The sequence below is a fragment of the Pseudonocardia sp. Cha107L01 genome (assembly GCF_052566575.1).
In genome coordinates this window covers 100,647-125,715 of sequence record NZ_CP199579.1, presented here as the reverse complement: position 1 = coordinate 125,715, position 25,069 = coordinate 100,647, and the positions used below count along the sequence as shown (strand labels likewise).

The 25,069-nt window shown below is 67.2% G+C and carries 29 protein-coding genes; all 29 read left to right on the top strand.

The features are described from left to right. Nucleotides 1–228 precede the first annotated feature (228 nt). The 29 genes from rpoB to rplO all read left to right on the top strand — a co-directional run bounded on the left by rpoB (nt 229) and on the right by rplO (nt 24,954). Nucleotides 229–3,735 carry a DNA-directed RNA polymerase subunit beta gene (gene rpoB, locus ACTXG6_RS00640; protein ID WP_445185792.1) on the top strand — a complete coding sequence of 1,169 codons (3,507 nt, stop codon included), beginning with the start codon at nt 229–231 and terminating at the stop codon, nt 3,733–3,735. 79 nt (nt 3,736–3,814) lie between these two features. Continuing rightward, a complete protein-coding gene (locus tag ACTXG6_RS00635) occupies nt 3,815–7,738 on the top strand; it encodes a DNA-directed RNA polymerase subunit beta' (RefSeq protein WP_445185791.1) in 3,924 nt (1,307 codons plus the stop codon). Between the two features lie 211 nt (nt 7,739–7,949). Continuing rightward, nucleotides 7,950–8,744, top strand: coding sequence for a trehalose-phosphatase (otsB, locus tag ACTXG6_RS00630; protein WP_445185790.1), 795 nt, complete (start codon nt 7,950–7,952; stop codon nt 8,742–8,744). Between the two features lie 108 nt (nt 8,745–8,852). Next, nucleotides 8,853–9,644 (top strand): HAD family hydrolase, encoded by a 792-nt coding sequence (locus ACTXG6_RS00625; RefSeq protein ID WP_445185789.1) that lies wholly within the window; start codon nt 8,853–8,855, stop codon nt 9,642–9,644. 675 nt (nt 9,645–10,319) lie between these two features. Then, nucleotides 10,320–10,694, top strand: coding sequence for a 30S ribosomal protein S12 (rpsL, locus tag ACTXG6_RS00620; RefSeq protein WP_445185788.1), 375 nt, complete (start codon nt 10,320–10,322; stop codon nt 10,692–10,694). Further along, nucleotides 10,694–11,164 carry a 30S ribosomal protein S7 gene (rpsG, locus tag ACTXG6_RS00615; protein ID WP_445185787.1) on the top strand — a complete coding sequence of 157 codons (471 nt, stop codon included), beginning with the start codon at nt 10,694–10,696 and terminating at the stop codon, nt 11,162–11,164. The genes rpsL and rpsG overlap by 1 nt, the downstream gene beginning before the upstream one ends. A gap of 70 nt (nt 11,165–11,234) precedes the next feature. Then, a complete protein-coding gene (fusA, locus tag ACTXG6_RS00610; protein ID WP_445185786.1) occupies nt 11,235–13,334 on the top strand; it encodes an elongation factor G in 2,100 nt (699 codons plus the stop codon). A gap of 325 nt (nt 13,335–13,659) precedes the next feature. Next, a complete protein-coding gene (gene tuf / locus ACTXG6_RS00605) occupies nt 13,660–14,853 on the top strand; it encodes an elongation factor Tu (protein WP_445185785.1) in 1,194 nt (397 codons plus the stop codon). 380 nt (nt 14,854–15,233) lie between these two features. Beyond that, on the top strand, nt 15,234–15,539 hold the full coding sequence (gene rpsJ / locus ACTXG6_RS00600) for a 30S ribosomal protein S10 (RefSeq protein ID WP_003938093.1): 306 nt from the start codon (nt 15,234–15,236) through the stop codon (nt 15,537–15,539). A gap of 14 nt (nt 15,540–15,553) precedes the next feature. Next, a complete protein-coding gene (gene rplC, locus ACTXG6_RS00595; protein WP_445185784.1) occupies nt 15,554–16,216 on the top strand; it encodes a 50S ribosomal protein L3 in 663 nt (220 codons plus the stop codon). Nucleotides 16,217–16,220: 4 nt separating this feature from the next. Further along, complete coding sequence (gene rplD, locus ACTXG6_RS00590) at nt 16,221–16,913, top strand: 50S ribosomal protein L4 (protein ID WP_445185783.1); 693 nt, start codon at nt 16,221–16,223, stop codon at nt 16,911–16,913. Continuing rightward, nucleotides 16,910–17,209 (top strand): 50S ribosomal protein L23, encoded by a 300-nt coding sequence (gene rplW / locus ACTXG6_RS00585; protein ID WP_445185782.1) that lies wholly within the window; start codon nt 16,910–16,912, stop codon nt 17,207–17,209. The genes rplD and rplW overlap by 4 nt, the downstream gene beginning before the upstream one ends. Nucleotides 17,210–17,222: 13 nt before the next feature. Further along, nucleotides 17,223–18,059 carry a 50S ribosomal protein L2 gene (rplB, locus tag ACTXG6_RS00580; protein WP_445185781.1) on the top strand — a complete coding sequence of 279 codons (837 nt, stop codon included), beginning with the start codon at nt 17,223–17,225 and terminating at the stop codon, nt 18,057–18,059. A 15-nt stretch (nt 18,060–18,074) separates the two neighbouring features. Next, the gene (rpsS, locus tag ACTXG6_RS00575; RefSeq protein ID WP_445185780.1) at nt 18,075–18,356 is read left to right on the top strand and encodes a 30S ribosomal protein S19; all 282 of its coding nucleotides are present in this window, start codon (nt 18,075–18,077) and stop codon (nt 18,354–18,356) included. 65 nt (nt 18,357–18,421) lie between these two features. Then, nucleotides 18,422–18,859: a 50S ribosomal protein L22 gene (gene rplV / locus ACTXG6_RS00570; protein WP_445185779.1), complete on the top strand. Its 438-nt coding sequence runs from the start codon at nt 18,422–18,424 to the stop codon at nt 18,857–18,859. After that, entirely contained in the window at nt 18,859–19,758 is a 900-nt protein-coding gene (rpsC, locus tag ACTXG6_RS00565) for a 30S ribosomal protein S3 (protein ID WP_445185778.1), read from the top strand. The genes rplV and rpsC overlap by 1 nt, the downstream gene beginning before the upstream one ends. A gap of 3 nt (nt 19,759–19,761) precedes the next feature. Further along, complete coding sequence (gene rplP / locus ACTXG6_RS00560; RefSeq protein ID WP_445185777.1) at nt 19,762–20,181, top strand: 50S ribosomal protein L16; 420 nt, start codon at nt 19,762–19,764, stop codon at nt 20,179–20,181. Next, the gene (gene rpmC, locus ACTXG6_RS00555; RefSeq protein ID WP_445185776.1) at nt 20,181–20,429 is read left to right on the top strand and encodes a 50S ribosomal protein L29; all 249 of its coding nucleotides are present in this window, start codon (nt 20,181–20,183) and stop codon (nt 20,427–20,429) included. Before rplP ends, rpmC begins: the two co-directional genes overlap by 1 nt. Further along, complete coding sequence (gene rpsQ, locus ACTXG6_RS00550; protein ID WP_445185775.1) at nt 20,426–20,710, top strand: 30S ribosomal protein S17; 285 nt, start codon at nt 20,426–20,428, stop codon at nt 20,708–20,710. Before rpmC ends, rpsQ begins: the two co-directional genes overlap by 4 nt. An 8-nt stretch (nt 20,711–20,718) precedes the next feature. Continuing rightward, a complete protein-coding gene (rplN, locus tag ACTXG6_RS00545; protein ID WP_325697423.1) occupies nt 20,719–21,087 on the top strand; it encodes a 50S ribosomal protein L14 in 369 nt (122 codons plus the stop codon). 2 nt (nt 21,088–21,089) lie between these two features. Beyond that, a complete protein-coding gene (gene rplX / locus ACTXG6_RS00540; RefSeq protein ID WP_445185774.1) occupies nt 21,090–21,416 on the top strand; it encodes a 50S ribosomal protein L24 in 327 nt (108 codons plus the stop codon). Beyond that, nucleotides 21,416–21,985 carry a 50S ribosomal protein L5 gene (rplE, locus tag ACTXG6_RS00535; RefSeq protein ID WP_445185773.1) on the top strand — a complete coding sequence of 190 codons (570 nt, stop codon included), beginning with the start codon at nt 21,416–21,418 and terminating at the stop codon, nt 21,983–21,985. Before rplX ends, rplE begins: the two co-directional genes overlap by 1 nt. Nucleotides 21,986–21,990: 5 nt before the next feature. Next, nucleotides 21,991–22,176: a type Z 30S ribosomal protein S14 gene (locus ACTXG6_RS00530; protein ID WP_028937626.1), complete on the top strand. Its 186-nt coding sequence runs from the start codon at nt 21,991–21,993 to the stop codon at nt 22,174–22,176. Between the two features lie 73 nt (nt 22,177–22,249). Next, entirely contained in the window at nt 22,250–22,648 is a 399-nt protein-coding gene (gene rpsH / locus ACTXG6_RS00525) for a 30S ribosomal protein S8 (RefSeq protein WP_445185772.1), read from the top strand. Between the two features lie 12 nt (nt 22,649–22,660). After that, nucleotides 22,661–23,200, top strand: coding sequence for a 50S ribosomal protein L6 (rplF, locus tag ACTXG6_RS00520; RefSeq protein ID WP_445185771.1), 540 nt, complete (start codon nt 22,661–22,663; stop codon nt 23,198–23,200). Continuing rightward, entirely contained in the window at nt 23,201–23,647 is a 447-nt protein-coding gene (gene rplR, locus ACTXG6_RS00515; RefSeq protein WP_445185770.1) for a 50S ribosomal protein L18, read from the top strand. A 37-nt stretch (nt 23,648–23,684) separates the two neighbouring features. Next, the gene (gene rpsE / locus ACTXG6_RS00510; protein ID WP_445185769.1) at nt 23,685–24,326 is read left to right on the top strand and encodes a 30S ribosomal protein S5; all 642 of its coding nucleotides are present in this window, start codon (nt 23,685–23,687) and stop codon (nt 24,324–24,326) included. Next, the gene (gene rpmD / locus ACTXG6_RS00505; RefSeq protein ID WP_445185768.1) at nt 24,323–24,511 is read left to right on the top strand and encodes a 50S ribosomal protein L30; all 189 of its coding nucleotides are present in this window, start codon (nt 24,323–24,325) and stop codon (nt 24,509–24,511) included. Before rpsE ends, rpmD begins: the two co-directional genes overlap by 4 nt. Then, nucleotides 24,508–24,954, top strand: a complete 447-nt coding sequence (rplO, locus tag ACTXG6_RS00500; protein WP_445185767.1) for a 50S ribosomal protein L15 — start codon at nt 24,508–24,510, stop codon at nt 24,952–24,954. Before rpmD ends, rplO begins: the two co-directional genes overlap by 4 nt. Nucleotides 24,955–25,069: the final 115 nt, after the last annotated feature.

Sequence of the window (25,069 nt, the reverse complement as noted above, 5' to 3'; positions counted from 1 at the left end):
CTCTTTGCGCTGCCTTCATTCAGAAGACATGCCCCCGGACGCTCCATCTCGGCCAAGGGCCGGATGCCGTCTGAACGAGGAAGCGCGCTGACACAACACAGGCAACGCGTCGATACAGCCCACCGCATGGCAGACCAGACCCGGACCTCTCGCCCGGGTCACACTGCCAAAAGGTACCCGGTTCAGGCGGCGCGTGCCAGACGAGCGTAGTTCTCGGAAGGACGCATCTTGGCTGTCTCCCGCGCCACCGCGACCACTGCGACCCCAGCCTCGGCCAACCCGAGTTTTCCGGGCGCACCGACCCGAGTTTCCTTCGCCAAGATCCGTGAGCCGCTCGAGGTTCCCGACCTCCTCAATCTGCAGATCCAGTCCTTTGAGTGGCTGGTCGGCGACGAGGCCTGGTTCCAGCGCCGCATCGATGCTGGCGACGAGCTTCCGGTAGGCGGACTCGAGGAGATCCTTACGGAGATCTCCCCGATCGAGGATTTCTCCGGGTCGATGTCCCTGTCGTTCTCCGACCCCCGCTTTGACGAGGTCAAAGCTCCGGTCGAAGAGTGCCGCGACAAGGACATGACGTACGCGGCACCGCTGTTCGTCACCGCGGAGTTCACCAACAACAGCACTGGCGAGATCAAGAGCCAGACGGTGTTCATGGGTGACTTCCCGGTGATGACCGACAAGGGCACTTTCATCATCAACGGCACCGAGCGCGTAGTGGTGTCGCAGCTGGTGCGGTCGCCCGGCGTGTACTTCGACCACAACGTAGACAAGGCCACCGACAAGGACGTCTACTCGGTCAAGGTCATCCCGAGCAGGGGTGCCTGGCTGGAGTTCGACGTCGACAAGCGCGACACCGTCGGGGTCCGGATCGACCGCAAGCGCCGCCAGCCGGTCACCGTGCTGCTGAAGGCGCTGGGTTGGACCACCGAGCAGATCCGCGAGCGGTTCAGCTTCAGTGAGACGCTGCTCGCCACCCTGGAGAAGGACCACACCGCCGGTCAGGACGAGGCGCTGCTGGACATCTACCGCAAGCTGCGCCCGGGTGAGCCGCCGACCAGGGAGAGCGCGCAGACCCTGCTGGAGAACCTCTTCTTCAAGGACAAGCGCTACGACCTGGCCAAGGTCGGCCGCTACAAGGTCAACAAGAAGCTGGGCGTGCGGTCCGCGACCAGCGTGGGCACGCTCACCGAGGACGACATCCTCACCACCATCGAGTACCTCGTCCGGCTGCACGCCGGCGACACGTCGATGACGGTGGGCGAGGGCGAGGCCGCGGTCGAGATCCCGGTCGAGACCGACGACATCGACCACTTCGGCAACCGCCGCCTGCGCACCGTTGGTGAACTGATCCAGAACCAGATCCGGGTCGGGCTGTCCCGGATGGAGCGGGTCGTCCGCGAGCGGATGACCACCCAGGACGTCGAGGCGATCACGCCGCAGACCTTGATCAACATCCGCCCGGTGGTGGCGGCGATCAAGGAGTTCTTCGGCACCAGCCAGCTGTCCCAGTTCATGGACCAGCACAACCCGCTGGCCGGGTTGACCCACAAGCGCCGGCTGTCGGCGCTCGGCCCGGGTGGTCTGTCCCGGGAGCGCGCCGGCATGGAGGTCCGCGACGTCCACCCGTCGCACTACGGCCGGATGTGCCCGATCGAGACCCCGGAAGGCCCGAACATCGGCCTGATCGGCTCGCTGGCCTCGTTCGCCAGGGTGAACCCGTTCGGCTTCATCGAGACGCCGTACCGCAAGGTCGAGGACGGTGTGGTCACGGACCAGATCGACTACCTCACCGCCGACGAGGAAGACCGTCAGGTCATCGCGCAGGCGAACGCCCCGCTGGACGAGAACAGCCGCTTCTCCGAGGAGCGGGTCCTGGTCCGGACCAAGGGCGGCGAGGTCGACTACATCAGCCCGGCCGGCGTCGAGTACATGGACGTCTCGCCTCGGCAGATGGTCTCGGTGGCCACCGCGCTCATCCCGTTCCTCGAGCACGACGACGCGAACCGCGCACTGATGGGCGCGAACATGCAGAGGCAGGCGGTGCCGCTGCTGCGCAGCGAGTCGCCGCTGGTCGGTACCGGCATGGAGCTGCGTGCCGCGGTGGACGCCGGTGACGTGCTGGTCGCCGACAAGCCCGGTGTTGTCGAGGAGCTGTGCGCCGACTACATCACCGTGATGGCCGACGACGGCACCCGCCAGACCTACCGGCTGAACAAGTTCCGCCGGTCCAACCAGGGCACCTGCAACAACCAGAAGCCCATCGTGGACGAGGGTCAGCGGGTCGAGCTGGGTCAGGTACTGGCGGACGGGCCGTGCACCGAGGACGGTGAGATGGCCCTCGGCAAGAACCTGCTCGTGGCGATCATGCCGTGGGAGGGGCACAACTACGAGGACGCGATCATCCTCTCGCAGCGCCTGGTGCAGGACGACGTCTTGACGTCGATCCACATCGAGGAGCACGAGATCGACGCCCGGGACACCAAGCTCGGCGCCGAGGAGATCACCCGGGACATCCCGAACGTCTCCGAAGAGGTGCTGGCGGACCTGGACGAGCGCGGCATCATCCGGATCGGTGCCGAGGTCCAGCCGGGCGACATCCTGGTCGGCAAGGTCACCCCCAAGGGCGAGACCGAGCTGACCCCGGAGGAGCGGCTGCTGCGCGCGATCTTCGGCGAGAAGGCCCGCGAGGTCCGCGACACCAGCCTCAAGGTGCCGCACGGCGAGAACGGCAAGGTCATCGGCATCCGGGTGTTCTCCCGCGATGACGACGACGAGCTGGCTCCCGGCGTCAACGAGCTGGTCCGGGTGTACGTGGCCCAGAAGCGGAAGATCTCCGACGGCGACAAGCTGGCCGGTCGGCACGGCAACAAGGGCGTGATCGGGAAGATCCTGCCCGCCGAGGACATGCCGTTCCTCACGGACGGCACCCCGGTGGACATCATCCTGAACACCCACGGTGTACCGCGCCGGATGAACATCGGCCAGATCCTGGAGACCCACCTCGGGTGGATCGCCAAGACCGGCTGGGAGATCGAGGGCACCCCTGAGTGGGCGGCCAAGATGCCCCAGGAGCTCTACTCCGTGCCGCCGAACACGAACACCGCGACACCGGTGTTCGACGGCGCCAAGGAGGACGAGATCACCGGTCTCCTCGCCTCCACGCTGCCCAACCGCGACGGCAACCGCATGGTCGGCCCGGACGGCAAGGCGCAGCTGCTCGACGGGCGTTCCGGGGAGCCGTACCCGTTCCCGGTGGCTGTCGGCTACATGTACATCCTGAAGTTGGCACACCTGGTGGATGACAAGATCCACGCCCGTTCCACCGGCCCGTACTCGATGATCACCCAGCAGCCGCTGGGTGGTAAGGCGCAGTTCGGTGGTCAGCGCTTCGGTGAGATGGAGTGCTGGGCGATGCAGGCCTACGGCGCGGCCTACACCTTGCAGGAACTGCTCACCATCAAGTCGGACGACGTGGTGGGCCGGGTCAAGGTGTACGAGGCCATCGTCAAGGGCGAGAACATCCCCGAACCGGGCATTCCCGAGTCGTTCAAGGTTCTGCTCAAGGAACTCCAGTCGCTCTGCCTGAACGTGGAGGTGCTGTCCAGCGACGGTGCCGCCATCGAGATGCGCGACACCGACGACGAGGACCTGGAGCGGGCCGCGGCCAACCTGGGCATCAACCTGTCCAGCCGGCCGGGATCCGACTCGATGTCCGTGGATGACGTGGTGCATTGATCCCTCGCAGATCAGTGCGGAACCACCGTCCACTAGCTACTGCTGTTACGCGACACCTGCAAGGGGAGACTGAAGCCACGTGCTAGACGTCAACTTCTTCGACGAGCTACGCATCGGCCTTGCCACCGCTGAGGACATCCGTCAGTGGTCGTTCGGCGAGGTCAAGAAGCCCGAGACGATCAACTACCGAACCCTGAAGCCGGAGAAGGACGGGCTGTTCTGCGAGAAGATCTTCGGCCCGACCCGGGACTGGGAGTGCTACTGCGGTAAGTACAAGCGGGTCCGGTTCAAGGGCATCATCTGTGAGCGCTGCGGCGTCGAGGTGACTCGCACCAAGGTCCGCCGCGAGCGGATGGGCCACGTCGAACTGGCCGCTCCGGTCACGCACATCTGGTACTTCAAGGGTGTGCCGAGCCGGCTCGGCTACCTGCTCGACCTGGCGCCGAAGGATCTCGAGAAGATCATTTACTTCGCTGCCTACGTCATCACCTCGGTGAACGACGAGCAGCGGCACAACGATCTGCCCACCCTCGAGAACGAGATGGGCGTCGAGCGCAAGCGCGTCGAGCAGCGCCGGGACGCGGACCTCGAGGCCCGCGCCCAGAAGCTCGAGGCCGACGTTGCCGAGCTGGAGGCGGAGGGCGCCAAGAGCGACGTCCGCCGCAAGGTGAAGGAAGGCGGCGAGCGCGAGATGCGCCAGCTGCGCGATCGTGCGCAGCGGGAGCTGGACCGCCTCGACGAGATCTGGTCGACGTTCGCCAAGCTGGCCACCAAGCAGCTGATCGCCGACGAGATGCTCTACCGGGAGCTCTACGACCGGTACGGCGACTACTTCACCGGCTGTATGGGCGCCGAGGCGATCCAGAAGCTGGTGCAGACCTTCGACATCCCTGCCGAGGCAGAGAACCTGCGGGAGACCATCCGCAGCGGCAAGGGACAGAAGAAGCTGCGCGCGCTCAAGCGGCTGAAGGTCGTGGCGGCGTTCCAGATCACCGGCAACAACCCGCTCGGCATGGTCCTGGACTGTGTCCCGGTCATCCCGCCGGACCTGCGCCCGATGGTGCAGCTGGACGGTGGCCGGTTCGCCACCTCCGACCTGAACGACCTGTACCGCCGCGTGATCAACCGGAACAACCGGCTCAAGCGGCTGATCGACCTCGGCGCGCCCGAGATCATCGTCAACAACGAGAAGCGGATGCTGCAGGAGGCCGTCGACGCACTGTTCGACAACGGCCGCCGCGGCCGGCCGGTGACCGGTCCGGGCAACCGCCCGCTCAAGTCGCTGTCCGATCTGCTGAAGGGCAAGCAGGGCCGGTTCCGTCAGAACCTGCTCGGCAAGCGCGTCGACTACTCCGGCCGTTCGGTCATCGTGGTCGGCCCGCAGCTCAAGCTGCACCAGTGCGGGCTGCCCAAGCAGATGGCGCTGGAGCTGTTCAAGCCGTTCGTGATGAAGCGGCTGGTCGACCTCAACCACGCGCAGAACATCAAGTCCGCCAAGCGGATGGTCGAGCGCGGCCGGTCCCAGGTCTGGGACGTGCTGGAAGAGGTCATCAGCGGACACCCGGTCCTGCTGAACCGGGCACCCACGCTGCACCGCCTCGGCATCCAGGCCTTCGAGCCACAGCTGGTCGAGGGCAAGGCGATCCAGCTGCACCCGCTGGTCTGCGAGGCGTTCAACGCGGACTTCGACGGTGACCAGATGGCGGTGCACCTGCCGCTGTCCGCCGAGGCCCAGGCCGAGGCGCGGATCCTGATGCTGTCGTCGAACAACATTCTGTCCCCGGCGTCGGGCCGGCCGCTGGCCATGCCCCGTCTGGACATGGTGACCGGTCTGTTCCACCTGACCCGGCAGCGCGATGGCGCGTTCGGTGAGGGACAGGCGTTCTCCTCGCCGGCCGAGGCTGTCATGGCCTACGACCGCAAGTCCCTGCACCTGCAGGCGATGGTCAAGATCCGGCTGACCGATGCGGTCCCGCCGGCTGACCGGGCGGCCGAGCTGACCGAGCAGGGCTGGCAGCAGGGCGACCCGTGGCTGAACGAGACGACCCTGGGTCGGGTGCTGTTCAACGAGCTGCTTCCGTCGGACTACGCGTTCATCAACGACGCGCTGCCGAAGAAGCGCCAGGCCATGATCATCAATGACCTGGCCGAGCGGTACTCGATGACCGAGGTGGCCCAGACCCTGGACCGCCTCAAGGACGCCGGCTTCTACTGGGCGACCCGCTCGGGCGTCACGCTCGCCATCGACGACGTCGTCGTCCCGCCGAACAAGCAGGACATCCTGGACGGCTACGAGGTCAAGGCCGAGCAGATCAACAAGCGCTACCAGCGCGGCGCACTGTCGCACCAGGAGCGCAACGACGAGATGGTCAAGATCTGGACCCAGGCCTCCGAAGAGGTGGCCAAGGCGATGGAAGCCAACTTCCCGCCGGACAACCCGATCCCGACCATCGTGCAGTCCGGAGCGGCCGGCAACATGGCCCAGGTCCGGCAGCTCGCGGGCATGAAGGGCCTGGTGGCGAACCCGAAGGGTGAGTACATCCCTCGGCCCATCAAGTCCAACTTCCGCGAGGGCCTGTCCGTGCTGGAGTACTTCATCTCCACGCACGGCACCCGGAAGGGCCTGGCGGACACCGCGCTGCGGACCGCCGACTCGGGCTACCTGACCCGGCGTCTGGTCGACGTCTCGCAGGACGTCATCGTCCGCGAGGTCGACTGCGGCACCGAGCGCAGCATCACGATGCCGGTCACCGAACCGGCGGCCGACGGCTCGCGGATCCCGGACCGCTACGTGCGTACCAGCGTGTACGCCCGTTGCTCGGGTGAAGAGGTCCGGGACGCCGAAGGCAATGTGCTGGTCGGCAAGGGCGACGACCTCGGCGACCCGGCACTGCTCAGGCTGTTCGCGGCGGGCATCAAGACGATCAAGGTGCGGAGCGCGCTGACCTGCACGTCCGCCACCGGGATCTGCGCGATGTGCTACGGCCGTTCGATGGCCACCGGCAAGCAGGTGGACGTCGGCGAGGCGGTCGGCATCGTGGCCGCCCAGTCGATCGGTGAGCCGGGTACCCAGCTGACCATGCGGACGTTCCACGTCGGCGGTGTGGCCGGGGACGACATCACCACCGGTCTGCCCCGTGTCACCGAGCTGTTCGAGGCTCGGGTACCGAAGGGCAAGGCGCCCATCGCGGACGTCGACGGCCGCATCCAGATCGAGGACGGCGACAAGTTCTGGAAGATCACCCTGGTGCCGGACGACGGCGGCGAGGAGATCATCTACGAGAAGCTGTCCAAGCGGCAGTGGCTGGCCATGACGACGGTCAACGGCGAGGAGCGTCCGCTCGCCGACGGCGACCACGTCACGGTCGGGCAGCTGCTGCTGGAGGGCACCGCCGACCCGCACGAGGTGCTGCGTGTCATGGGCCCGCGCGAGGTGCAGCTGCACCTGGTGCGTGAGGTGCAGAAGGTGTACCGCACGCAGAGCGTGGACATCCACGACAAGCACGTCGAGGTGATCGTCCGGCAGATGCTGCGCCGGGTGACCGTCATCGACTCGGGTTCCACGGAGTTCCTGCCCGGCGCACTCGCCGAGCGGGCCGACTTCGAGACGGTGAACCGTCGGATGGTGGCCGAGGGCGGCGAGGCCGCCTCAGGTCGGCCGGTGCTGATGGGGATCACGAAGGCCTCGCTGGCGACGGAGTCGTGGCTGTCCGCGGCCTCGTTCCAGGAGACCACCCGGATCCTCACCGATGCGGCGATCAACGGAAAGCGCGACCAGCTGGTCGGGCTCAAGGAGAACGTCATCATCGGCAAGCTCATCCCGGCCGGTACCGGTATCAGCCGGTACCGCAACATCGAGGTCCAGCCGACCGAGGAAGCTCGTGCGGCCGCCTACGCCCTGCCGAACTACGACGACGGGTACTACGCCCCCGACGTGTTCGGCACCGGCACCGGCGCGGCTGTGCCGTTGGACGACTACGACTTCGGCCGCGACTACCGCTAGGTGAGCCCGACCGGCTCGCGCGAACCGACGGGTGAGCGCGAGTCGGGGCTCACAGCACATCGAGTCGGGGGTCCCAGCACACCCGGCGCGAGGCGAAAGTCGAGTTGAAGATCGATCCCGGAGCCGGGGTCGGGGACCACTCTCCCGTGGTGGCCCCCGACCCCGGCTCCTTCGTTTCTCCCGCGTCGCCGTGCGGCCGTAGGGTGCAGGGGTGGCTGATCAGCTCCCGCACGCGCTCCGCGACCACGACGAATTCGAGAACCGACTTGCCGGCCGGCAACCGGCCGTGTTCCTGGACTACGACGGCGTGCTCACCCCGATCGTCGACCGACCCGAAGATGCCCGGATGAGCCCCGCGATGCGGCGGGTGGTGCACGAGCTGGCCACCCGCTGCTCGGTGTGCGTGGTGAGCGGGCGGGACCGGCAGGTGGTACAGGTCCTGATGGGTGTGGCCGACCTGGTGGTCGCCGGCAGCCACGGGTTCGACATCTGGCACCCCGAGCGGGGCACGCTGAGCCACGAGGCGGCGTCCGACTTCGTGGACCTGGTCGACTCGGTGACCGAGGCACTGCGCGCCGAGCTGGACCAGGTGCCCGGTGCGTTCGTCGAACCGAAGCGGGCGTCGGTCGCGGTGCACTACCGGCTGACCGACGGGGACGGCCGGCGCCGGGTCGACGAGGTGGTGCAGGGGCTGCTGGCGAAGCGTCCCGACGACCTCAAGCTCACCCCGGGCAAGATGGTCTACGAGCTGCAGCCCAAGCTGGACTGGGACAAGGGCCGCGCGGTGCTCTACCTGCTCGACACCCTGGGGCTCGCCGGCGACGACCAGGTGCCGCTGTACCTGGGCGACGACGTGACCGACGAGGACGCCTTCCGGGCGGTGCAGGGCCGCGGCATTGCCATCTATGTCGGTGACCAGGCGGAGCTGGACCGGGAGACCGCGGCCGACTTCACCCTCGACTCGGTCGACGAGGTCGAGCGGTTCCTGGACACCCTGGCGCGCTGAGGCTCTGAGCCCGGTCTCTGTCTCTGTTCACCCCGGGCGGGTTGTGCCGCGCCACCCGGGACCTGGCAGGCTGAGCGCAGCCAGCCGCGGCAGGGGAGAGGAACGCAGGTGTCGTTTCAGGGAGCGATCTTCGATGTCGACGGGGTCCTGGTCGACTCACCGCACGAGCCGGCCTGGCGGGACTCGCTGCGCGAGCTGATGGAGGGCGACTGGTCCGACATCGCCGGCGGGACCAGCTGGACGGCCGACGGGTTCACCAGCCAGGTCTATCAGAAGGTGCTCTCCGGCAAGCCGAGGATGAACGGCGCCCGGGACGCGCTGGAGTACTTCGGTGTGCCCGACATCGACCGCAGGGCGCAGGAGTACGCCGATCGCAAGCAGGCGAAGGTGATCGCGCTGATCGAGGCCGGCGACTTCACGGCGTTCCCGGACGCGCTGCGGTTCGTACTCGGGGTCAAGGCGGCGGGCATCCCCACGGCGGCCGCGTCGTCGTCGAAGAACGCCGGCCTGATGCTCCGCCAGATCCGGCTGGACACCTTCGCCGAGCAGCAGAACCTGCCCACCGAGCTGACCAAGGTGCTGCGCCCGGGGCTCACCCTGGCCGATGCACTAGATGTGGACATCTCCGGACGTGACTTCGCGCACGGCAAGCCGGCGCCGGACATCTTCCTGGCCGCCGCCGAAGAGCTGCACCAACCGCCGACCAGTTGCTTCGTCGTGGAGGATGCACCGAGCGGGGTGCAGGCGGCCAAGGCCGGCGACATGTTCGCCATCGGGGTGGCCCGGTCGGACGATGCCGACCTGCTCGCCGGGCAGAACGCCGACCTGGTGGTGAGCTCGCTGGACGAGGTCGACCTCGCGGAGCTCGCCGCCGGTCGGCTGCGGCGCCGGTCGTCCTGAAGATTCACCCGAGCGCTCTGTAGTAATCCGGCTGCGCAGCGTTAGTGCAGGTCAGAACGCTATCCGCAGTCGTACCGCTGAGCGCAGCCGCGCAACCGGTCGCCGAACCAGGGGCGAGGGAACCGGTGCACGGTGGTCCGAGGGCCGGCCCGGGGAGCTCGTCCGGTTCCGCGCCGGCGGTTCCACCGAGCACCTGGCGTGACCGGGCGGTGACACTGGGCAGCGGACCGGCGGGGTGGGTGTTCCCCGCGGATGCGGGCCCGGACGGCTCGGGCGCCCCGGTTCATGGCCGAACTTCCCAGGTGAAGGTTCTTGCGGACCCCGCCGTGATCGGGCACTCTCGGGGTAGCAACCGACCCGTTTTGACCCTATGGCGGCGGGCCGGGTATCCTTTGGGGTAGTGCCCGGCATTGTCGGGTAGCTCCGCGTGCTCGTCACCCCTGCCGCTCGCCCAAACGCGAGCGCGGAGTACGGAATCGCGGGTCACCCTGAAACGTTGAATGGTGTGCTCCCCTGGGTCACCGTGAGCCGATTTCTAGGCGACACGCCCGACCTCGGGGGACGGTCAGCCCCCCGTCGCGGGCGGCCCGGTAACACCAGAGAACACCGCACGAGCACGTAGAAGAGACATGACAAGCACGCAGTACGCCACCGACGGGAAGAAGTAGCCGGTCCATGCCCACGATCCAGCAGCTGGTCCGCAAGGGCCGCGAGGACAAGGTCTCCAAGACCAAGACCGCCGCGCTGAAGGAAAGCCCCCAGCGCCGCGGTGTCTGCACGCGCGTGTACACCACCACGCCGAAGAAGCCGAACTCCGCGCTGCGCAAGGTCGCCCGGGTCCGGCTGAGCAGTCAGATCGAGGTGACCGCCTACATCCCCGGTGAGGGCCACAACCTGCAGGAGCACTCGATCGTGCTCGTGCGCGGCGGCCGGGTGAAGGACCTCCCCGGTGTCCGTTACAAGATCATTCGCGGCTCGCTCGACACCCAGGGTGTCCGCAACCGCAAGCAGGCTCGCAGCAAGTACGGCGCGAAGAAGGAGAAGAGCTAATGCCTCGCAAGGGCCCGGCTCCCAAGCGGCCATTGGTGTCTGACCCGGTCTACAGCTCGCCGCTGGTTACCCAGCTGGTGAACAAGGTACTGGTAGACGGCAAGAAGTCGATCGCGGAGCGGATCGTGTACGCGGCCATGGAGGGCTGCCGGGACAAGACCGGCACCGACCCCGTGGTCACCCTCAAGCGCGCGCTGGACAACGTCAAGCCGTCGATCGAGGTCAAGAGCCGCCGCGTCGGTGGTGCCACCTACCAGGTGCCGATCGAGGTGCGGCCGGTCCGGTCCACCACGCTCGGGCTGCGTTGGCTGGTCACGTTCTCCCGGCAGCGCCGTGAGAAGACGATGGTCGACCGGCTGATGAACGAACTGCTGGACGCCAGCAACGGACTTGGTGCCGCGGTCAAGCGCCGCGAGGACACGCACAAGATGGCCGAGTCGAACAAGGCCTTCGCGCACTACCGGTGGTGACGGACCGACCGTCCGTCCTACCGATTCCTTACCCAAAACCGCCCACCACGCGAGAGGGGGGGTTACAACCATGGCACGAGACGTGCTGACGGACCTGACGAAGGTCCGCAACATCGGCATCATGGCCCACATCGACGCCGGCAAGACCACCACCACCGAGCGGATCCTGTATTACACCGGGATCAACTACAAGATCGGTGAGGTGCACGACGGCGCCGCCACGATGGACTGGATGGAGGAGGAGCAGAAGCGCGGAATCACGATCACATCCGCTGCTACCACCTGCTTCTGGAAAGACCACCAGATCAACATCATCGATACCCCCGGGCACGTGGACTTCACCGTCGAGGTGGAGCGGAACCTGCGGGTACTGGATGGCGCGGTCGCGGTCTTCGACGGCAAGGAGGGGGTCGAGCCGCAGTCCGAGCAGGTCTGGCGGCAGGCCACCAAGTACGACGTCCCCCGGATCTGCTTCGTCAACAAGATGGACAAGATCGGCGCGGACTTCTACTACACCGTCCGGACCATCTCCGAGCGCCTCGGCGCCAAGCCGCTGCCCATTCAGCTGCCGATCGGATCGGAGGGCGACTTCATCGGAGTCGTCGACCTGGTCCAGATGCGTGCGCTGACCTGGCGTGGCGAGGTGCAGAAGGGCGAGGACTACGCGGTCGAGGAGATCCCGGCCGACCTGACCGAGCGCGCCGCCGAGTACCGCGAGAAGCTGCTCGAGATGGTCGCCGAGACCGACGACGACCTGATGGAGCGCTACCTCGGTGGCGAAGAGCTGTCGATCGACGAGATCAAGGCCGGCATCCGGAAGATCGTGACCGACCGGATCGCCTACCCGGTGCTGTGTGGGTCCGCGTTCAAGAACAAGGGCGTCCAGCCCATGCTCGACGCGGTCATCGACTACTTGCCGTCGCCGTACGACCTGCCGCCCGTCGAGGGCACGCTGGCCGATGGCGAGACGCCCGCGTTCCGCAAGCCGCAGGTGGACGAGCCGTTCGCCGCGCTGGCCTTCAAGATCGCGGCGCACCCGTTCTTCGGGAAGCTGACCTACATCCGGGTCTACTCGGGTCGGGTCTCGGCCGGCGCCCAGCTGGTCAACTCCACGAAGGACCGCAAGGAGCGCATCGGGAAGATCTTCCAGATGCACGCCAACAAGGAGAACCCGGTAGACGAGGCCATGGTCGGCCACATCTACGCGGTGATCGGCCTCAAGGAGACGACGACCGGGGACACCCTGTGTGACCCGCAGTCGCCGATCGTGCTCGAGTCGATGACCTTCCCGGAGCCCGTCATCTCGGTTGCTATCGAGCCGAAGACGAAGGCCGACCAGGAGAAGCTCGGCACGGCGATCCAGAAGCTCGCCGAGGAAGACCCGACCTTCCGGGTCAACCAGGACGACGAGACCGGCCAGACCATCATCCAGGGCATGGGTGAACTGCACCTCGAGGTGCTGGTCAACCGGATGAAGTCGGACTTCAAGGTCGAGGCCAACATCGGCAAGCCGCAGGTGGCGTACCGCGAGACCATCACCAAGACGGTCGAGAAGTACGACTACACGCACAAGAAGCAGACCGGTGGCTCCGGCCAGTTCGCCAAGGTGATCATCAAGCTCGAGCCGCTGCAGACCGGCGACGGTGCGCTGTACGAGTTCGAGAGCAAGGTCAGCGGCGGACGGGTGCCGAGGGAGTACATCCCCTCGGTGGACGCCGGCGCACAGGACGCCATGCAGTATGGCGTGATCGCGGGCTACCCGCTGGTGGGCATCAAGCTCACCCTGCTGGATGGCGCGTACCACGAGGTTGACTCGTCCGAAATGGCCTTCAAGATCGCTGGCTCGATCGCGCTGAAGGAGGCCGCCCGCAAGGCGTCTCCGGTGCTCCTCGAGCCGCTGATGGCCGTTGAGGTCACCACGCCCGAGGACTACATGGGCGACGTGATCGGCGACCTGAACTCCCGCCGTGGCCACATCCAGGCCATGGAGGAGCGTGCCGGGGCCCGTGTGGTCAAGGCACTGGTCCCGCTCTCGGAGATGTTCGGCTACGTCGGGGACCTGCGGTCCAAGACGCAGGGCCGGGCGAACTACTCGATGACGTTCGACTCCTACGCGGAGGTTCCGACCAACGTGGCCAAGGAGATCATCGCGAAGGCAACGGGTGAGTGAGCATCGCAGCTCGCTCTAGCGAGCGAGGAGCGGAGCGAGCCCGGGGCCGAGCAGTCGGTAGCGCGAAGGCTACGGGTGAGTGAGCATCGCAGCTCGCTCTAGCGAGCGAGGAGCGGAGCGAGCCCGGGGCCGAGCAGTCGGTAGCGCGAAGGCTACGGGCGAGTGAGTGTCACAGCTCGCGTCGACGGGTAGTAGAGCGACCAGCTAGACCCAGTACAGCGAGGTCGGACCGGGGGAGTAGCGTTCCCGGTCCGATCTCCAAGAACCAAAGACCTGCCGTCAGCACGGCGGATAACAAGGAATCACAGTCCAGGAGGACCCAGCAGTGGCGAAGGCGAAGTTCGAGCGGACCAAGCCGCACGTCAACATCGGCACGATTGGTCACATCGACCACGGCAAGACCACGCTGACGGCGGCCATCACCAAGGTTCTGCACGACAAGTTCCCGAAACTCAACGAGGCCAGCGCGTTCGACCAGATCGACAAGGCCCCGGAAGAGCGGCAGCGCGGTATTACGATCTCCATCGCGCACGTCGAGTACCAGACCGAGAAGCGGCACTACGCGCACGTCGACTGCCCAGGGCACGCCGACTACATCAAGAACATGATCACCGGCGCGGCCCAGATGGACGGTGCGATCCTGGTGGTCGCGGCCACCGACGGCCCGATGCCGCAGACCCGTGAGCACGTGCTGCTGGCCCGTCAGGTCGGCGTCCCCTACATCGTCGTCGCGCTGAACAAGGCCGACATGGTCGACGATGAGGAGATCATGGAGCTGGTCGAGCTCGAGGTCCGCGAGCTGCTCAGCTCGCAGGAGTTCCCGGGTGACGACCTGCCCATCGTCCGCGTCTCCGCGCTCAAGGCGCTGGAGGGCGACGAGGAGTGGGGCAAGAGCGTTCTCGAGCTCATGGACGCGGTGGACGACAACGTCCCCCAGCCCGTCCGCGACATCGAGAAGCCGTTCCTGATGCCGGTGGAGGACGTGTTCACCATCACCGGCCGTGGCACCGTCGTCACCGGCCGCGTCGAGCGTGGCGTGGTCAAGGTGAACGAGACCGTGGAGATCGTCGGCATCAAGGAAAAGTCGATGACCACCACCACCACGGGCATCGAGATGTTCCGCAAGCTGCTCGACGAGGGCCAGGCCGGTGACAACGTCGGTCTGCTGCTCCGTGGCATCAAGCGCGAGGAGGTGGAGCGCGGCCAGGTTGTCGTCAAGCCGGGCTCGATCACCCCGCACACCGACTTCGAGGCACAGGTCTACATCCTGTCCAAGGACGAGGGTGGCCGGCACACGCCGTTCTTCAACAACTACCGGCCGCAGTTCTACTTCCGTACCACGGACGTGACCGGTGTGGTCACTCTGCCTAGCGGGACCGAGATGGTCATGCCGGGCGACAACACCGAGATGACCGTGGCACTGATCCAGCCGATCGCCATGGAAGAGGGTCTCCGCTTCGCTATTCGCGAGGGTGGACGTACCGTCGGCGCCGGTCGAGTCGTCAAGATCAACAAGTAACGACCCCGATTTGGGTTGCCGCATCACGGTGTGGCAAACTAGACGGGTTGCTCACTGGGGCCGATCGGCACCGATTGACTAAGTGCCGATCGGCCCTGGCATGAGCGGCCTCCGGTAGCAGGTCGGAACATCGACCGAGTGCGGGAGGCAGGGAAGTCAGCCCCCTCGAGACGAAGTGGTACGGGTACCAGTCTGCGCCTGGCGCGCGACACGCCCGACCTCGTGGACCGGGGCCACCACGAACGATGGTCCGCGGCCAGGCTCGGCGCGGCGGTCGAGCCGGATCACGCTCGGTCCTTGCGACCGAGCCGGCCCGGACAGACCAAGCACGCGACAGGGCAAGGCACGCAGCGGCAGGAAGAAGAGGACGGCCTACCACCATGGCGGGACAAAAGATCCGCATTAGGCTCAAGGCCTACGACCACGAGGCGATCGACGCGTCCGCTCGCAAAATTGTCGAGACGGTAACGCGCACCGGCGCGCGGGTCGTGGGTCCGGTGCCGCTGCCGACCGAGAAGAACGTGTACTGCGTCATTCGCTCGCCGCACAAGTACAAGGACTCGCGGGAGCACTTCGAGATGCGTACGCACAAGCGGCTGATCGACATCCTCGACCCGACGCCCAAGACGGTTGACGCGCTCATGCGCATCGACCTGCCGGCCAGCGTCGACGTCAACATCCAGTAAAGGCTCCGAAACCGATGACTGAGTCGAGTGAAGAGAAGCAGGTGACCGGCATCCTGGGCACAAAGCTCGGGATGACGCAGGTGTTCGACGAGAACAACCGCGTCGTGCCGGTGACCGTGGTGCGCGCGGGGCCCTGTGTGGTGACCCAGATCCGTACCCAGGAGGCCGACGGTTACACCGCCGTCCAGCTGGCGTACGGGGCGGTCGACCCGCGCCGGGTGAACAAGCCCAAGACCGGACACTTCAGCAAGGCCGGGGTCACCCCGCGCCGGCACCTGTTCGAGCTGCGCACCTCCGATGCGAACGAGTACCAGCTTGGCCAGGAGGTGACCGCCGAGGTGTTCGAGACCGGCGCGGTCGTCGACGTGGTCGGCACCAGCAAGGGCAAGGGCACCGCCGGCGTCATGAAGCGCCACGGTTTCCACGGCCTCGGTGCCAGCCACGGTGTCCAGCGCAAGCACCGTTCGCCCGGCTCCATCGGTGGCTGCGCCACCCCTGGACGGGTGTTCAAGGGCCTGAAGATGGCTGGCCGGATGGGCCACGCGCGGGTCACCAACCAGAACCTGACTGTGCACCGGGTCGACGCCGACTCCGGGCTGCTGCTCATCAAGGGCGCGGTTCCCGGCCCCAAGGGCGGCCTGGTGCTGGTCAAGAGTGCCGCGAAGGGCGGTGTGTGACCAGATGACAAGCGTGGAGATCCGCAAGCCTGAGGGCGGCACCGACGGTTCGGTCGAGCTCCCGGCCGACGTGTTCGACGTCACGGAGAACAAGCCGCTGATGCACCAGGTGGTGGTGGCCCAGCTGGCCGCCGCACGCCAGGGCACGCACAAGGCGAAGTCGCGTGGCGAGGTCCGGGGCGGTGGCAAGAAGCCGTACCGGCAGAAGGGCACCGGCCGGGCTCGTCAGGGCTCGACCAGGGCGCCGCAGTTCGCCGGCGGCGGTGTGGTGCACGGCCCGGTGCCGCGCGACTACGCCCAGAAGACCCCCAAGAAGATGAAGCAGGCCGCCCTGCGCGGCGCGCTGTCCGACCGGGCCCGCAACGGCCGGGTGCACGTGCTCACCGGGATCGTCTCCGGCGAGACCCCGTCCACCAAGACGGCTCGCACCGCGATCGCGGCGCTGAGCGAGCGCCCCCGGGTGCTGGTCGTGGTCGGACGCGAGGACGAGGTCGGCTGGCGCAGCCTGCGCAACCTGCCGACGGTGCACGTGATCGCGCCGGATCAGCTCAACACCTACGACGTGCTGGTCAACGACGACGTGATCTTCACCGCCGACGCGCTGGACACGTTCCTGGCCGGTCCGGCCCGCGGTCGCTCCGCACGGGCTATCGCCCGGTCGAGCGAGGCCGCGGCTGTCACGGAGGAGAGCAAGTGATCCCCGATCCGCGCGACGTACTGATCGCGCCGGTGGTCTCCGAGAAGAGCTACGGGCTGCTCGAGGAGCGCCAGTACACCTTCCTGGTGCCGCCGACCGCCAACAAGACCGAGATCAAGATCGCCGTGGAGAAGGTGTTCGGCGTCAAGGTCGTCAGCGTCAACACGCTGAACCGGCCGGGTAAGCGCAAGCGCACCCGGAGCGGCTACGGCAAGCGCAAGAACACGAAGCGCGCGATCGTGACGCTCTCCGAGGAGAGCCGCGCGATCGAGATCTTCGGCGGACCGGCGAGCTGAGGGAGGAGAAACCATGGGTATCCGTAAACACAAGCCGACCACGCCTGGCCGGCGCGGCTCCAGCGTCTCCGACTTCGCTGAGATCACTCGGTCGACGCCGGAGAAGTCGCTGATCCGCCCGCTGCACAGCACCGGCGGCCGCAACGTGCACGGGCGTATCACCACCCGGCACAAGGGCGGTGGCCACAAGCGTGCGTACCGGGTGATCGACTTCCGCCGGGCGGACAAGGACGGCGTGCCGGCCAAGGTCGCGCACATCGAGTACGACCCGAACCGCACCAGCCGGATCGCGCTGCTGCACTACCTCGACGGCGAGAAGCGCTACATCATCGCGCCGGAGAAGCTCAAGCAGGGCGACAAGATCGAGGCCGGCCCCAAGGCCGACATCAAGGTGGGCAACAACCTGCCGCTGCGCAACATCCCGACCGGCACCGTGATCCACGCCATCGAGCTCCGCCCCGGTGGCGGCGCGAAGATGGCGCGCTCGGCCGGCGCACGGGTGCAGCTGGTCGCCAAGGACGGCCCGTACGCGCAGCTGCGGCTGCCGTCCGGTGAGATCCGCAACGTCGACGTGCGCTGTCGCGCCACCGTCGGCGAGGTGGGCAACGCGGAGCAGTCCAACATCAACTGGGGTAAAGCGGGACGGATGCGGTGGAAGGGCAAGCGCCCGACCGTCCGTGGTGTCGCCATGAACCCGGTGGACCACCCGCACGGCGGTGGTGAGGGCAAGACGTCCGGTGGGCGTCACCCGGTCAACCCGGCCGGCAAGCCCGAGGGCCGCACGCGCAGGACCAAGCCAAGTGACAAGTTGATCGTCCGCCGCCGGCGTACATCCGGCAAGAAGCGCTGAGCAGGGAGGTAAGAGATGCCGCGCAGCCTGAAGAAGGGCCCGTTCGTGGACGACCACCTGCTCAAGAAGGTGGACGTACTCAACGAGTCCGGCAAGAAGACCGTGATCAAGACGTGGTCTCGCCGTTCGACCATCATCCCCGACATGATCGGGCACACCATTGCGGTGCACGACGGCCGCAAGCACGTCCCGGTGTTCGTGTCGGAGTCGATGGTCGGGCACAAGCTCGGCGAGTTCGCGCCGACCCGCACGTTCCGTGGCCACATCAAGGATGACCGCAGGGCTCGCCGCCGCTGACGCGGCCAGTAGCTGACGTTGAACAGCGGCTGCATTAAAGAGCTGAGAAGAAGGCAGAGGAAGAGATGGCTGCAACCAGCCAGGACACCACCGGCACCGAGCCGGTGCGCGCTGTCGCGCGGGCCCGGCACATCCGGATGAGTGCTCGGAAGGTTCGGCGCGTCATCGACCTTGTTCGTGGTCAGCGTGCTGTGGACGCCCTGACGATCCTGAAGTTCGACCCCCATGCGGCCAGTGAGCCGGTGTACAAGGTGGTCGCCTCGGCGATCGCCAACGCCGAGCACAACCTGGAGCTGGACCGGGACTCGCTGGTGATCGCTACCGCGTACGTGGACGAAGGCAAGACGCTGCCCCGAATCAGGCCGCGCGCACAGGGCCGGGCATACCGCATCCGCAAGCGCACCAGCCACATCACGGTCGAGCTCGAGTCGCGGCCCGAGTCGCTGCGCAGGGCGCAGCAGAAGCAGGCCAGCCGCTCCGGCGCGAAGGGAAGGACCCGCTGATGGGTCAGAAGATCAATCCGCACGGCTTTCGGCTGGGCATCACCACGGACTGGAAGTCCCGGTGGTACGCCGACAAGCAGTACGCGGAGTACGTGAAGGAAGATGTCGCGATCCGCAAGATGCTCTCCAAGGGCATGGAGCGGGCCGGTATCTCCAAGGTCGAGATCGAGCGCACCCGGGACCGGGTTCGCGTCGACATCTTCACCGCCCGCCCCGGCATCGTGATCGGCCGGCGTGGCGCGGAGGCGGACCGCATCCGCGGCCAGCTGGAGAAGCTGTCCGGCAAGCAGGTGCAGCTCAACATCCGCGAGGTGAAGGGCGCCGAGTCGGACGCCCAGCTCGTCGCGCAGGGTGTTGCCGAGCAGCTGTCCAACCGGGTGGCGTTCCGCCGCGCGATGCGTAAGGCGATCCAGACCGCAATGCGCTCGCCGCAGGTCAAGGGCATCCGGGTGCAGTGCTCGGGCCGCCTCGGTGGCGCCGAAATGTCGCGTTCGGAGTTCTACCGCGAGGGTCGGGTGCCGCTGCACACGCTGCGCGCGGACATCGACTACGGCCTGTTCGAGGCCCGCACCACGTTCGGCCGGATCGGCGTGAAGGTGTGGATCTACAAGGGTGACGTGGTCGGCGGTCGTCGTGAGAACGCCGCCGCGGCCGCGGAGCCGAGTGGTGCCGCGCGCCGGGAGCGCCCGACGCGTCGCCGCTCCGGTGCCTCCGGTACTACCGCCACCAGCACGGATGCCGGTCGGGCCGCGGCCCAGCAGGCGTCCGGTGGGGTCGCTGTCGAGGAGCAGGCTGCTGCTCCGGCCGAGGCACCTGCCGCGACCCAGACGATCGGGGCCAGTGCACCCGCGGCGTCTACTGCGTCTCCGGCGTCCACTGCGTCTTCTTCGGAGGGCTGAGCCATGCTGATGCCTCGCAAGGTCAAGCACCGCAAGCAGCACCACCCGGGACGGAGTGGCGCGGCCAAGGGCGGCACCAAGGTCACCTTCGGTGACTTCGGTATCCAGGCCCTCGAGCCGGCATACGTCACCAACCGGCAGATCGAGTCCGCCCGTATCGCCATCACGCGGCACATCCGCCGTGGCGGCAAGGTGTGGATCAACATCTTCCCGGACCGTCCCCTGACCAAGAAGCCCGCCGAGACCCGCATGGGTTCCGGTAAGGGCAGCCCGGAGTTCTGGGTGGCCAACGTCAAGCCCGGCCGGGTGATGTTCGAGATGAGTTACCCGAACGAGCAGACCGCGCGCGAGGCACTGCGCCGCGCGATCCACAAACTGCCGATGCGCTGCCGCATCGTGACCCGTGAGGGTGGTGAGTTCTGATGGCAAGTTCCGGAGTGGGTACTGGTGCGTCGGAGCTGCGTGAGCTCACCGACGAGGAGCTGGTGCTGCGCCTGCGGGAGTCCAAGGAGGAGCTGTTCAACCTCCGCTTCCAGATGGCGACCGGGCAGCTGGACAACAACCGGCGGCTGCGTACGGTTCGGCACGACATCGCGCGGGTGTACACCGTGATGCGCGAGCGCGAGCTGGGACTGTCGGCCGCCCCGATCGACGATGAGGGCGCGGCATGAGTGAAGAGACCGCAACCGAGGTGGAGAGCACCCGGGGGTTCCGCAAGGTCCGTGAGGGCCTCGTGGTGTCGGACAAGATGGACAAGACGATCGTTGTGTCGGTGGAGGACCGGGTCAAGCACCCCCTCTACGGCAAGGTCATCCGCCGGACCAGCAAGGTCAAGGCGCATGACGAGAGCAACACCGCCGGCGTCGGAGACCGCGTCCGGCTGATGGAGACCCGCCCGTTGTCAGCCACCAAGCGCTGGCGACTGGTGGAGATCCTCGAGAAGGCTAAGTAGGAGCTGACGTGATCCAGCAGGAGTCGCGACTGCGTGTCGCGGACAACACCGGTGCCAAGGAAATCCTGTGCATCCGGGTGCTTGGGGGATCGGGGCGCCGCTACGCCGGGATCGGCGACATCATCGTCGGTACCGTCAAGGACGCGATCCCGGGCGCCGGCGTCAAGCGGGGCGACGTGGTGAAGGCCGTCATCGTGCGGACCGTCAAGGAAAAGCGTCGCCCGGACGGCTCCTACATCCGTTTCGACGAGAACGCCGCCGTTCTGATCAAGCCGGACGGCGAACCCCGGGGTACCCGGATCTTCGGTCCGGTGGGCCGCGAGCTGCGCGACAAGAAGTTCATGCGAATTATCTCGCTCGCGCCGGAGGTTTTGTAGAAATGAAGGTGAAGAAGGGCGACACCGTTCAGGTGATCGCCGGCAAGGACAAGGGTGCCAAGGGCAAGGTGATCCAGGCGTACCCGACGAAGGACCGAGTGCTGGTCGAGGGCGTGAACCGGATCAAGAAGCACACCCGGATCACGACCACCCAGCGCGGCGCCCAGTCGGGCGGGATCGTCACCCAGGAAGCCTCGATCCACGTGTCGAACGTGATGATCGTGGACTCCGAGGGCAAGCCGACCAAGATCGGTAAGAAGGAAGTCAAGCGCGAGGACGGCAAGGTCAAGCGCGTTCGCGTGGCCCGTCGCACCGGGAAGGAGCTCTGATGGCAACCGCTACCGACACCAAGCAGCTGCCTCGGCTCAAGGCCCGGTACCGCGAGGAGATCGCCCCGGCGCTGCGCGAGAAGTTCGAGTACTCGAACGTCATGCAGATCCCCGGCGTGCTCAAGGTCGTGGTGAACATGGGCGTCGGCGAGGCCGCCCGCGACTCGAAGCTCATCGACGGCGCGGTCCGCGACCTGGCCACGATCACCGGGCAGCGCCCGGAGGTCCGCAAGGCCACCAAGTCGATCGCCCAGTTCAAGCTCCGCGAGGGCATGCCGATCGGCGCCAGGGTCACCCTGCGCGGCGACCGGATGTGGGAGTTCCTGGACCGGCTGCTGACCATCGCGCTGCCGCGTATCCGCGACTTCCGCGGGCTTGCGCCGACGCAGTTCGACGGCAACGGCAACTACACCTTCGGTCTCAACGAGCAGTCCATGTTCCACGAGATCGACCCTGACTCGATCGACCGGCCTCGCGGCATGGACATCACGGTCGTCACGTCCGCCGGAACCAATGAGGAAGGTCGGGAGCTGCTCAAGCTGCTCGGCTTCCCGTTCAAGGAGAGCTGACCGCGATGGCCAAGACTGGTCTGGTTATCAAGGCCGCGCGCAAGCCGAAGTTCGCGGTGCGCGGTTACACCCGATGCCAGCGCTGCGGGCGTGCCCGCGCGGTGCTGCGCAAGTTCGGCCTGTGCCGGATCTGCGTGCGCGAGATGGCGCACCGGGGCGAACTGCCAGGAGTTTCCAAGTCGTCCTGGTGAGGACGACTTCTCAAGCGAATGACCGTCGTAGGCCCCACCGGGGAACCACGATGAGAGAGGTGACAGGGTCACCATGACGATGACCGACCCGATCGCAGACATGCTCACTCGTCTGCGCAATGCCAACTCGGCATACCACGACCAGGTCGTGATGCCGCACTCCAAGCTCAAGGTCTCGATCGCGGAGATCCTCCAGCGCGAGGGCTACATCGCCTCGTTCAAGACCGAGCAGGCCGAAGTCGGCAGTGCGCTGGTGGTCGACCTGAAGTACGGCCGCAATCGTGAGCGGAGCATCGCGGGCCTGCGCCGGGTTTCCAAGCCCGGCCTGCGGGTGTACGCGAAGTCGACCAACCTGCCGAGGGTGCTCGGTGGTCTCGGCGTGGCGATCATCTCGACGTCGTCGGGGCTGATGACCGACCGGCAGGCGAGCATGCGGGGCGTGGGCGGGGAAGTCCTCGCCTACGTCTGGTAAGGGGATCTGACCATGTCACGAATCGGAAAGCTCCCGGTGGCGGTGCCCAACGGCGTCGACGTCACCATCGATGGGCGCACGGTCACCGTCAAGGGACCCAAGGGCACCCTGACCCACACTGTCGCCGAGCCGATCGCGGTCGACCGGGACGACGACGGCACCATCCGCGTCACCCGGCCCGACGACGAGCGGTACAGCCGCGCGATGCACGGGCTGTCCCGGACCCTGGTCCACAACCTGGTTGTCGGGGTGACCGCCGGCTACGAGAAGCGCATGGAGATCCACGGCGTCGGTTACCGCGTCGCGCTCAAGGGTTCGACCCTGGAGTTCGCGCTCGGCTACAGCCACCCGGTCTCCGTGGCGGCGCCGGACGGCATCACCTTCGTGGTGGAGAACCCCACGCGGTTCACCGTCCAGGGCATCGACAAGCAGCTGGTCGGCGAGATCGCCGCGAACATCCGCAAGCTGCGCAAGCCCGACCCGTACAAGGGCAAGGGTGTGCGCTACGCCGGCGAGAACATCCGGCGCAAGGTCGGGAAGACGGGTAAGTAAATGGCTAGCACAAGCAGCCCAGAAGCGAGCGTCAACGGCGCTCCGAAGAAGGCGGCCGGCGCAGGTACCGCGCGCCGGGTCGGCTCCCGGGTCTCGGCCCGGCGGCGGCTGGCCCGCACCCGTCGTCATGCCCGGATCCGTAAGAAGATCACCGGCACCGCCGAGCGTCCTCGCCTCGCCGTCAACCGCAGCTCGCGCCACATGGTCGCGCAGCTGATCGACGACGTGGCCGGTCACACCATCGCCTCGGCCTCCTCGATGGAGGTCGACGTGCGTGGCCTGGACGGCGACAAGAAGGCCCGTGCGGCCAAGGTTGGCGAGCTACTCGCGTCCCGGGCCAAGTCGGCCGGCGTGAGCGCAGCGGTCTTCGACCGTGGCGGCTACGTCTACCACGGCCGGATCGCGGCGCTCGCTGACGCGGCGCGCGAAGGCGGCCTGGAGTTCTGATGAACATGATGTGTAACCAGATGGAAGGGAACGCCTGATGCCCGGACGTGCACGGCGTGACGGCGGTCAGGGGGGTCCCGCGGGCGGCAGTAACGACCGCAACGACCGCCGGGACCGTCGCGACGGAGGCCGTGGCGGGGCGGCCCAGGAGAAGACCCAGTTCGTGGAGCGGCTGGTCACCATCAACCGGGTGGCCAAGGTCGTCAAGGGTGGTCGTCGATTCAGCTTCACCGCGCTGATGATCGTGGGTGACGGCGATGGAATGGTCGGCGTCGGCTACGGCAAGGCCAAGGAAGTCCCGGCGGCGATCGCCAAGGGCGTCGAGGAGGCGAAGAAGAACTTCTTCCGCGTCCCGCGCATCGGCGGCACCATCGTGCACCGCGTGCAGGGTGAAGCCGCCGCCGGCGTCGTACTGCTCATCCCGGCCAGCCCCGGTACCGGTGTCATCGCCGGTGGCCCGGTGCGCGCCGTGCTGGAGTGCGCCGGTATCCACGACATCCTGTCCAAGTCACTGGGCAGCGACAACGCCATCAACGTGGTGCATGCCACCGTGGCCGCGCTGAAGAGCATTCAGCGTCCCGAGGAGGTGGCCGCTCGCCGCGGCCTGCCGCTGGAGGACGTGGCTCCGGCCGCGATGCTGCGCGCTCGGGCGGCGGCCGCCAGTGGGGCCGGTGCGTGATGGCGCTCAAGGTCACCCAGGTGCGGAGCACCATCGGTAGCAAGCAGAACCAGAAGGCCACCCTGCACACCCTCGGACTGCGCAAGATCCGGCAGACCGTGGTGCGGGATGACACCCCGGCGGTTCGAGGCATGATCGCCACCGTGCGCCACTTGGTCACGGTGGAGGAGGTTGACTCCAAATGACAATCAAGGTCCATCACCTCCGCCCGGCGGCCGGCTCCAAGACGGCCAAGACCCGGGTCGGCCGCGGTGAAGGCGGCAAGGGCGGCAAGACCGCCGGTCGGGGCACCAAGGGCACGAAGGCGCGCAACACCGTGGCGCCCGGGTTCGAGGGTGGCCAGATGCCGCTGCACATGCGGCTGCCGAAGCTCAAGGGCTTCCGCAACCGGTTCCGCGTCGAGTACCAGGTAGTGAACGTCGGCGACCTGGCTCGGCTGTACCCGGAAGGCGGCACCGTCGGCCCCGACGAGCTTGTCGCGTCCGGTGCGGTACGGAAGAACGAGCTGGTCAAGGTGCTCGGAGACGGCGATCTGGGCAGCATCAAGCTGACCGTGAGCGCGCACAAGTTCTCCGGCAGCGCCAAGGAAAAGATCACCGCCGCCGGCGGCACAGCTACCCAGCTGTAACTCCCGGGCGGCCCCGCCGGCGCGGCATTCGAAGCCGCGCCGGCCCGTCGGCGATGCGGTGTAATCCGCATCGCCGACGCCCGGTTAGAGCCCCATCGGCCTGCTGTTACCCTCG

What these genes read in the sequence shown, in the direction of transcription:
- rpsL (WP_445185788.1), top strand. Translation starts at nt 10,320, where the DNA reads ATGCCCACGATCCAGCAGCTGGTCCGCAAGGGCCGCGAGGACAAGGTC.
- rpsG (WP_445185787.1), top strand. Translation starts at nt 10,694, where the DNA reads ATGCCTCGCAAGGGCCCGGCTCCCAAGCGGCCATTGGTGTCTGACCCG.
- fusA (WP_445185786.1), top strand. Translation starts at nt 11,235, where the DNA reads ATGGCACGAGACGTGCTGACGGACCTGACGAAGGTCCGCAACATCGGC.
- rpsJ (WP_003938093.1), top strand. Translation starts at nt 15,234, where the DNA reads ATGGCGGGACAAAAGATCCGCATTAGGCTCAAGGCCTACGACCACGAG.
- rplC (WP_445185784.1), top strand. Translation starts at nt 15,554, where the DNA reads ATGACTGAGTCGAGTGAAGAGAAGCAGGTGACCGGCATCCTGGGCACA.
- rplD (WP_445185783.1), top strand. Translation starts at nt 16,221, where the DNA reads ATGACAAGCGTGGAGATCCGCAAGCCTGAGGGCGGCACCGACGGTTCG.
- rplB (WP_445185781.1), top strand. Translation starts at nt 17,223, where the DNA reads ATGGGTATCCGTAAACACAAGCCGACCACGCCTGGCCGGCGCGGCTCC.
- rpsS (WP_445185780.1), top strand. Translation starts at nt 18,075, where the DNA reads ATGCCGCGCAGCCTGAAGAAGGGCCCGTTCGTGGACGACCACCTGCTC.
- rplV (WP_445185779.1), top strand. Translation starts at nt 18,422, where the DNA reads ATGGCTGCAACCAGCCAGGACACCACCGGCACCGAGCCGGTGCGCGCT.
- rpsC (WP_445185778.1), top strand. Translation starts at nt 18,859, where the DNA reads ATGGGTCAGAAGATCAATCCGCACGGCTTTCGGCTGGGCATCACCACG.
- rplP (WP_445185777.1), top strand. Translation starts at nt 19,762, where the DNA reads ATGCTGATGCCTCGCAAGGTCAAGCACCGCAAGCAGCACCACCCGGGA.
- rpmC (WP_445185776.1), top strand. Translation starts at nt 20,181, where the DNA reads ATGGCAAGTTCCGGAGTGGGTACTGGTGCGTCGGAGCTGCGTGAGCTC.
- rpsQ (WP_445185775.1), top strand. Translation starts at nt 20,426, where the DNA reads ATGAGTGAAGAGACCGCAACCGAGGTGGAGAGCACCCGGGGGTTCCGC.
- rplX (WP_445185774.1), top strand. Translation starts at nt 21,090, where the DNA reads ATGAAGGTGAAGAAGGGCGACACCGTTCAGGTGATCGCCGGCAAGGAC.
- rplE (WP_445185773.1), top strand. Translation starts at nt 21,416, where the DNA reads ATGGCAACCGCTACCGACACCAAGCAGCTGCCTCGGCTCAAGGCCCGG.
- ACTXG6_RS00530 (WP_028937626.1), top strand. Translation starts at nt 21,991, where the DNA reads ATGGCCAAGACTGGTCTGGTTATCAAGGCCGCGCGCAAGCCGAAGTTC.
- rpsH (WP_445185772.1), top strand. Translation starts at nt 22,250, where the DNA reads ATGACGATGACCGACCCGATCGCAGACATGCTCACTCGTCTGCGCAAT.
- rplF (WP_445185771.1), top strand. Translation starts at nt 22,661, where the DNA reads ATGTCACGAATCGGAAAGCTCCCGGTGGCGGTGCCCAACGGCGTCGAC.
- rplR (WP_445185770.1), top strand. Translation starts at nt 23,201, where the DNA reads ATGGCTAGCACAAGCAGCCCAGAAGCGAGCGTCAACGGCGCTCCGAAG.
- rpsE (WP_445185769.1), top strand. Translation starts at nt 23,685, where the DNA reads ATGCCCGGACGTGCACGGCGTGACGGCGGTCAGGGGGGTCCCGCGGGC.
- rplO (WP_445185767.1), top strand. Translation starts at nt 24,508, where the DNA reads ATGACAATCAAGGTCCATCACCTCCGCCCGGCGGCCGGCTCCAAGACG.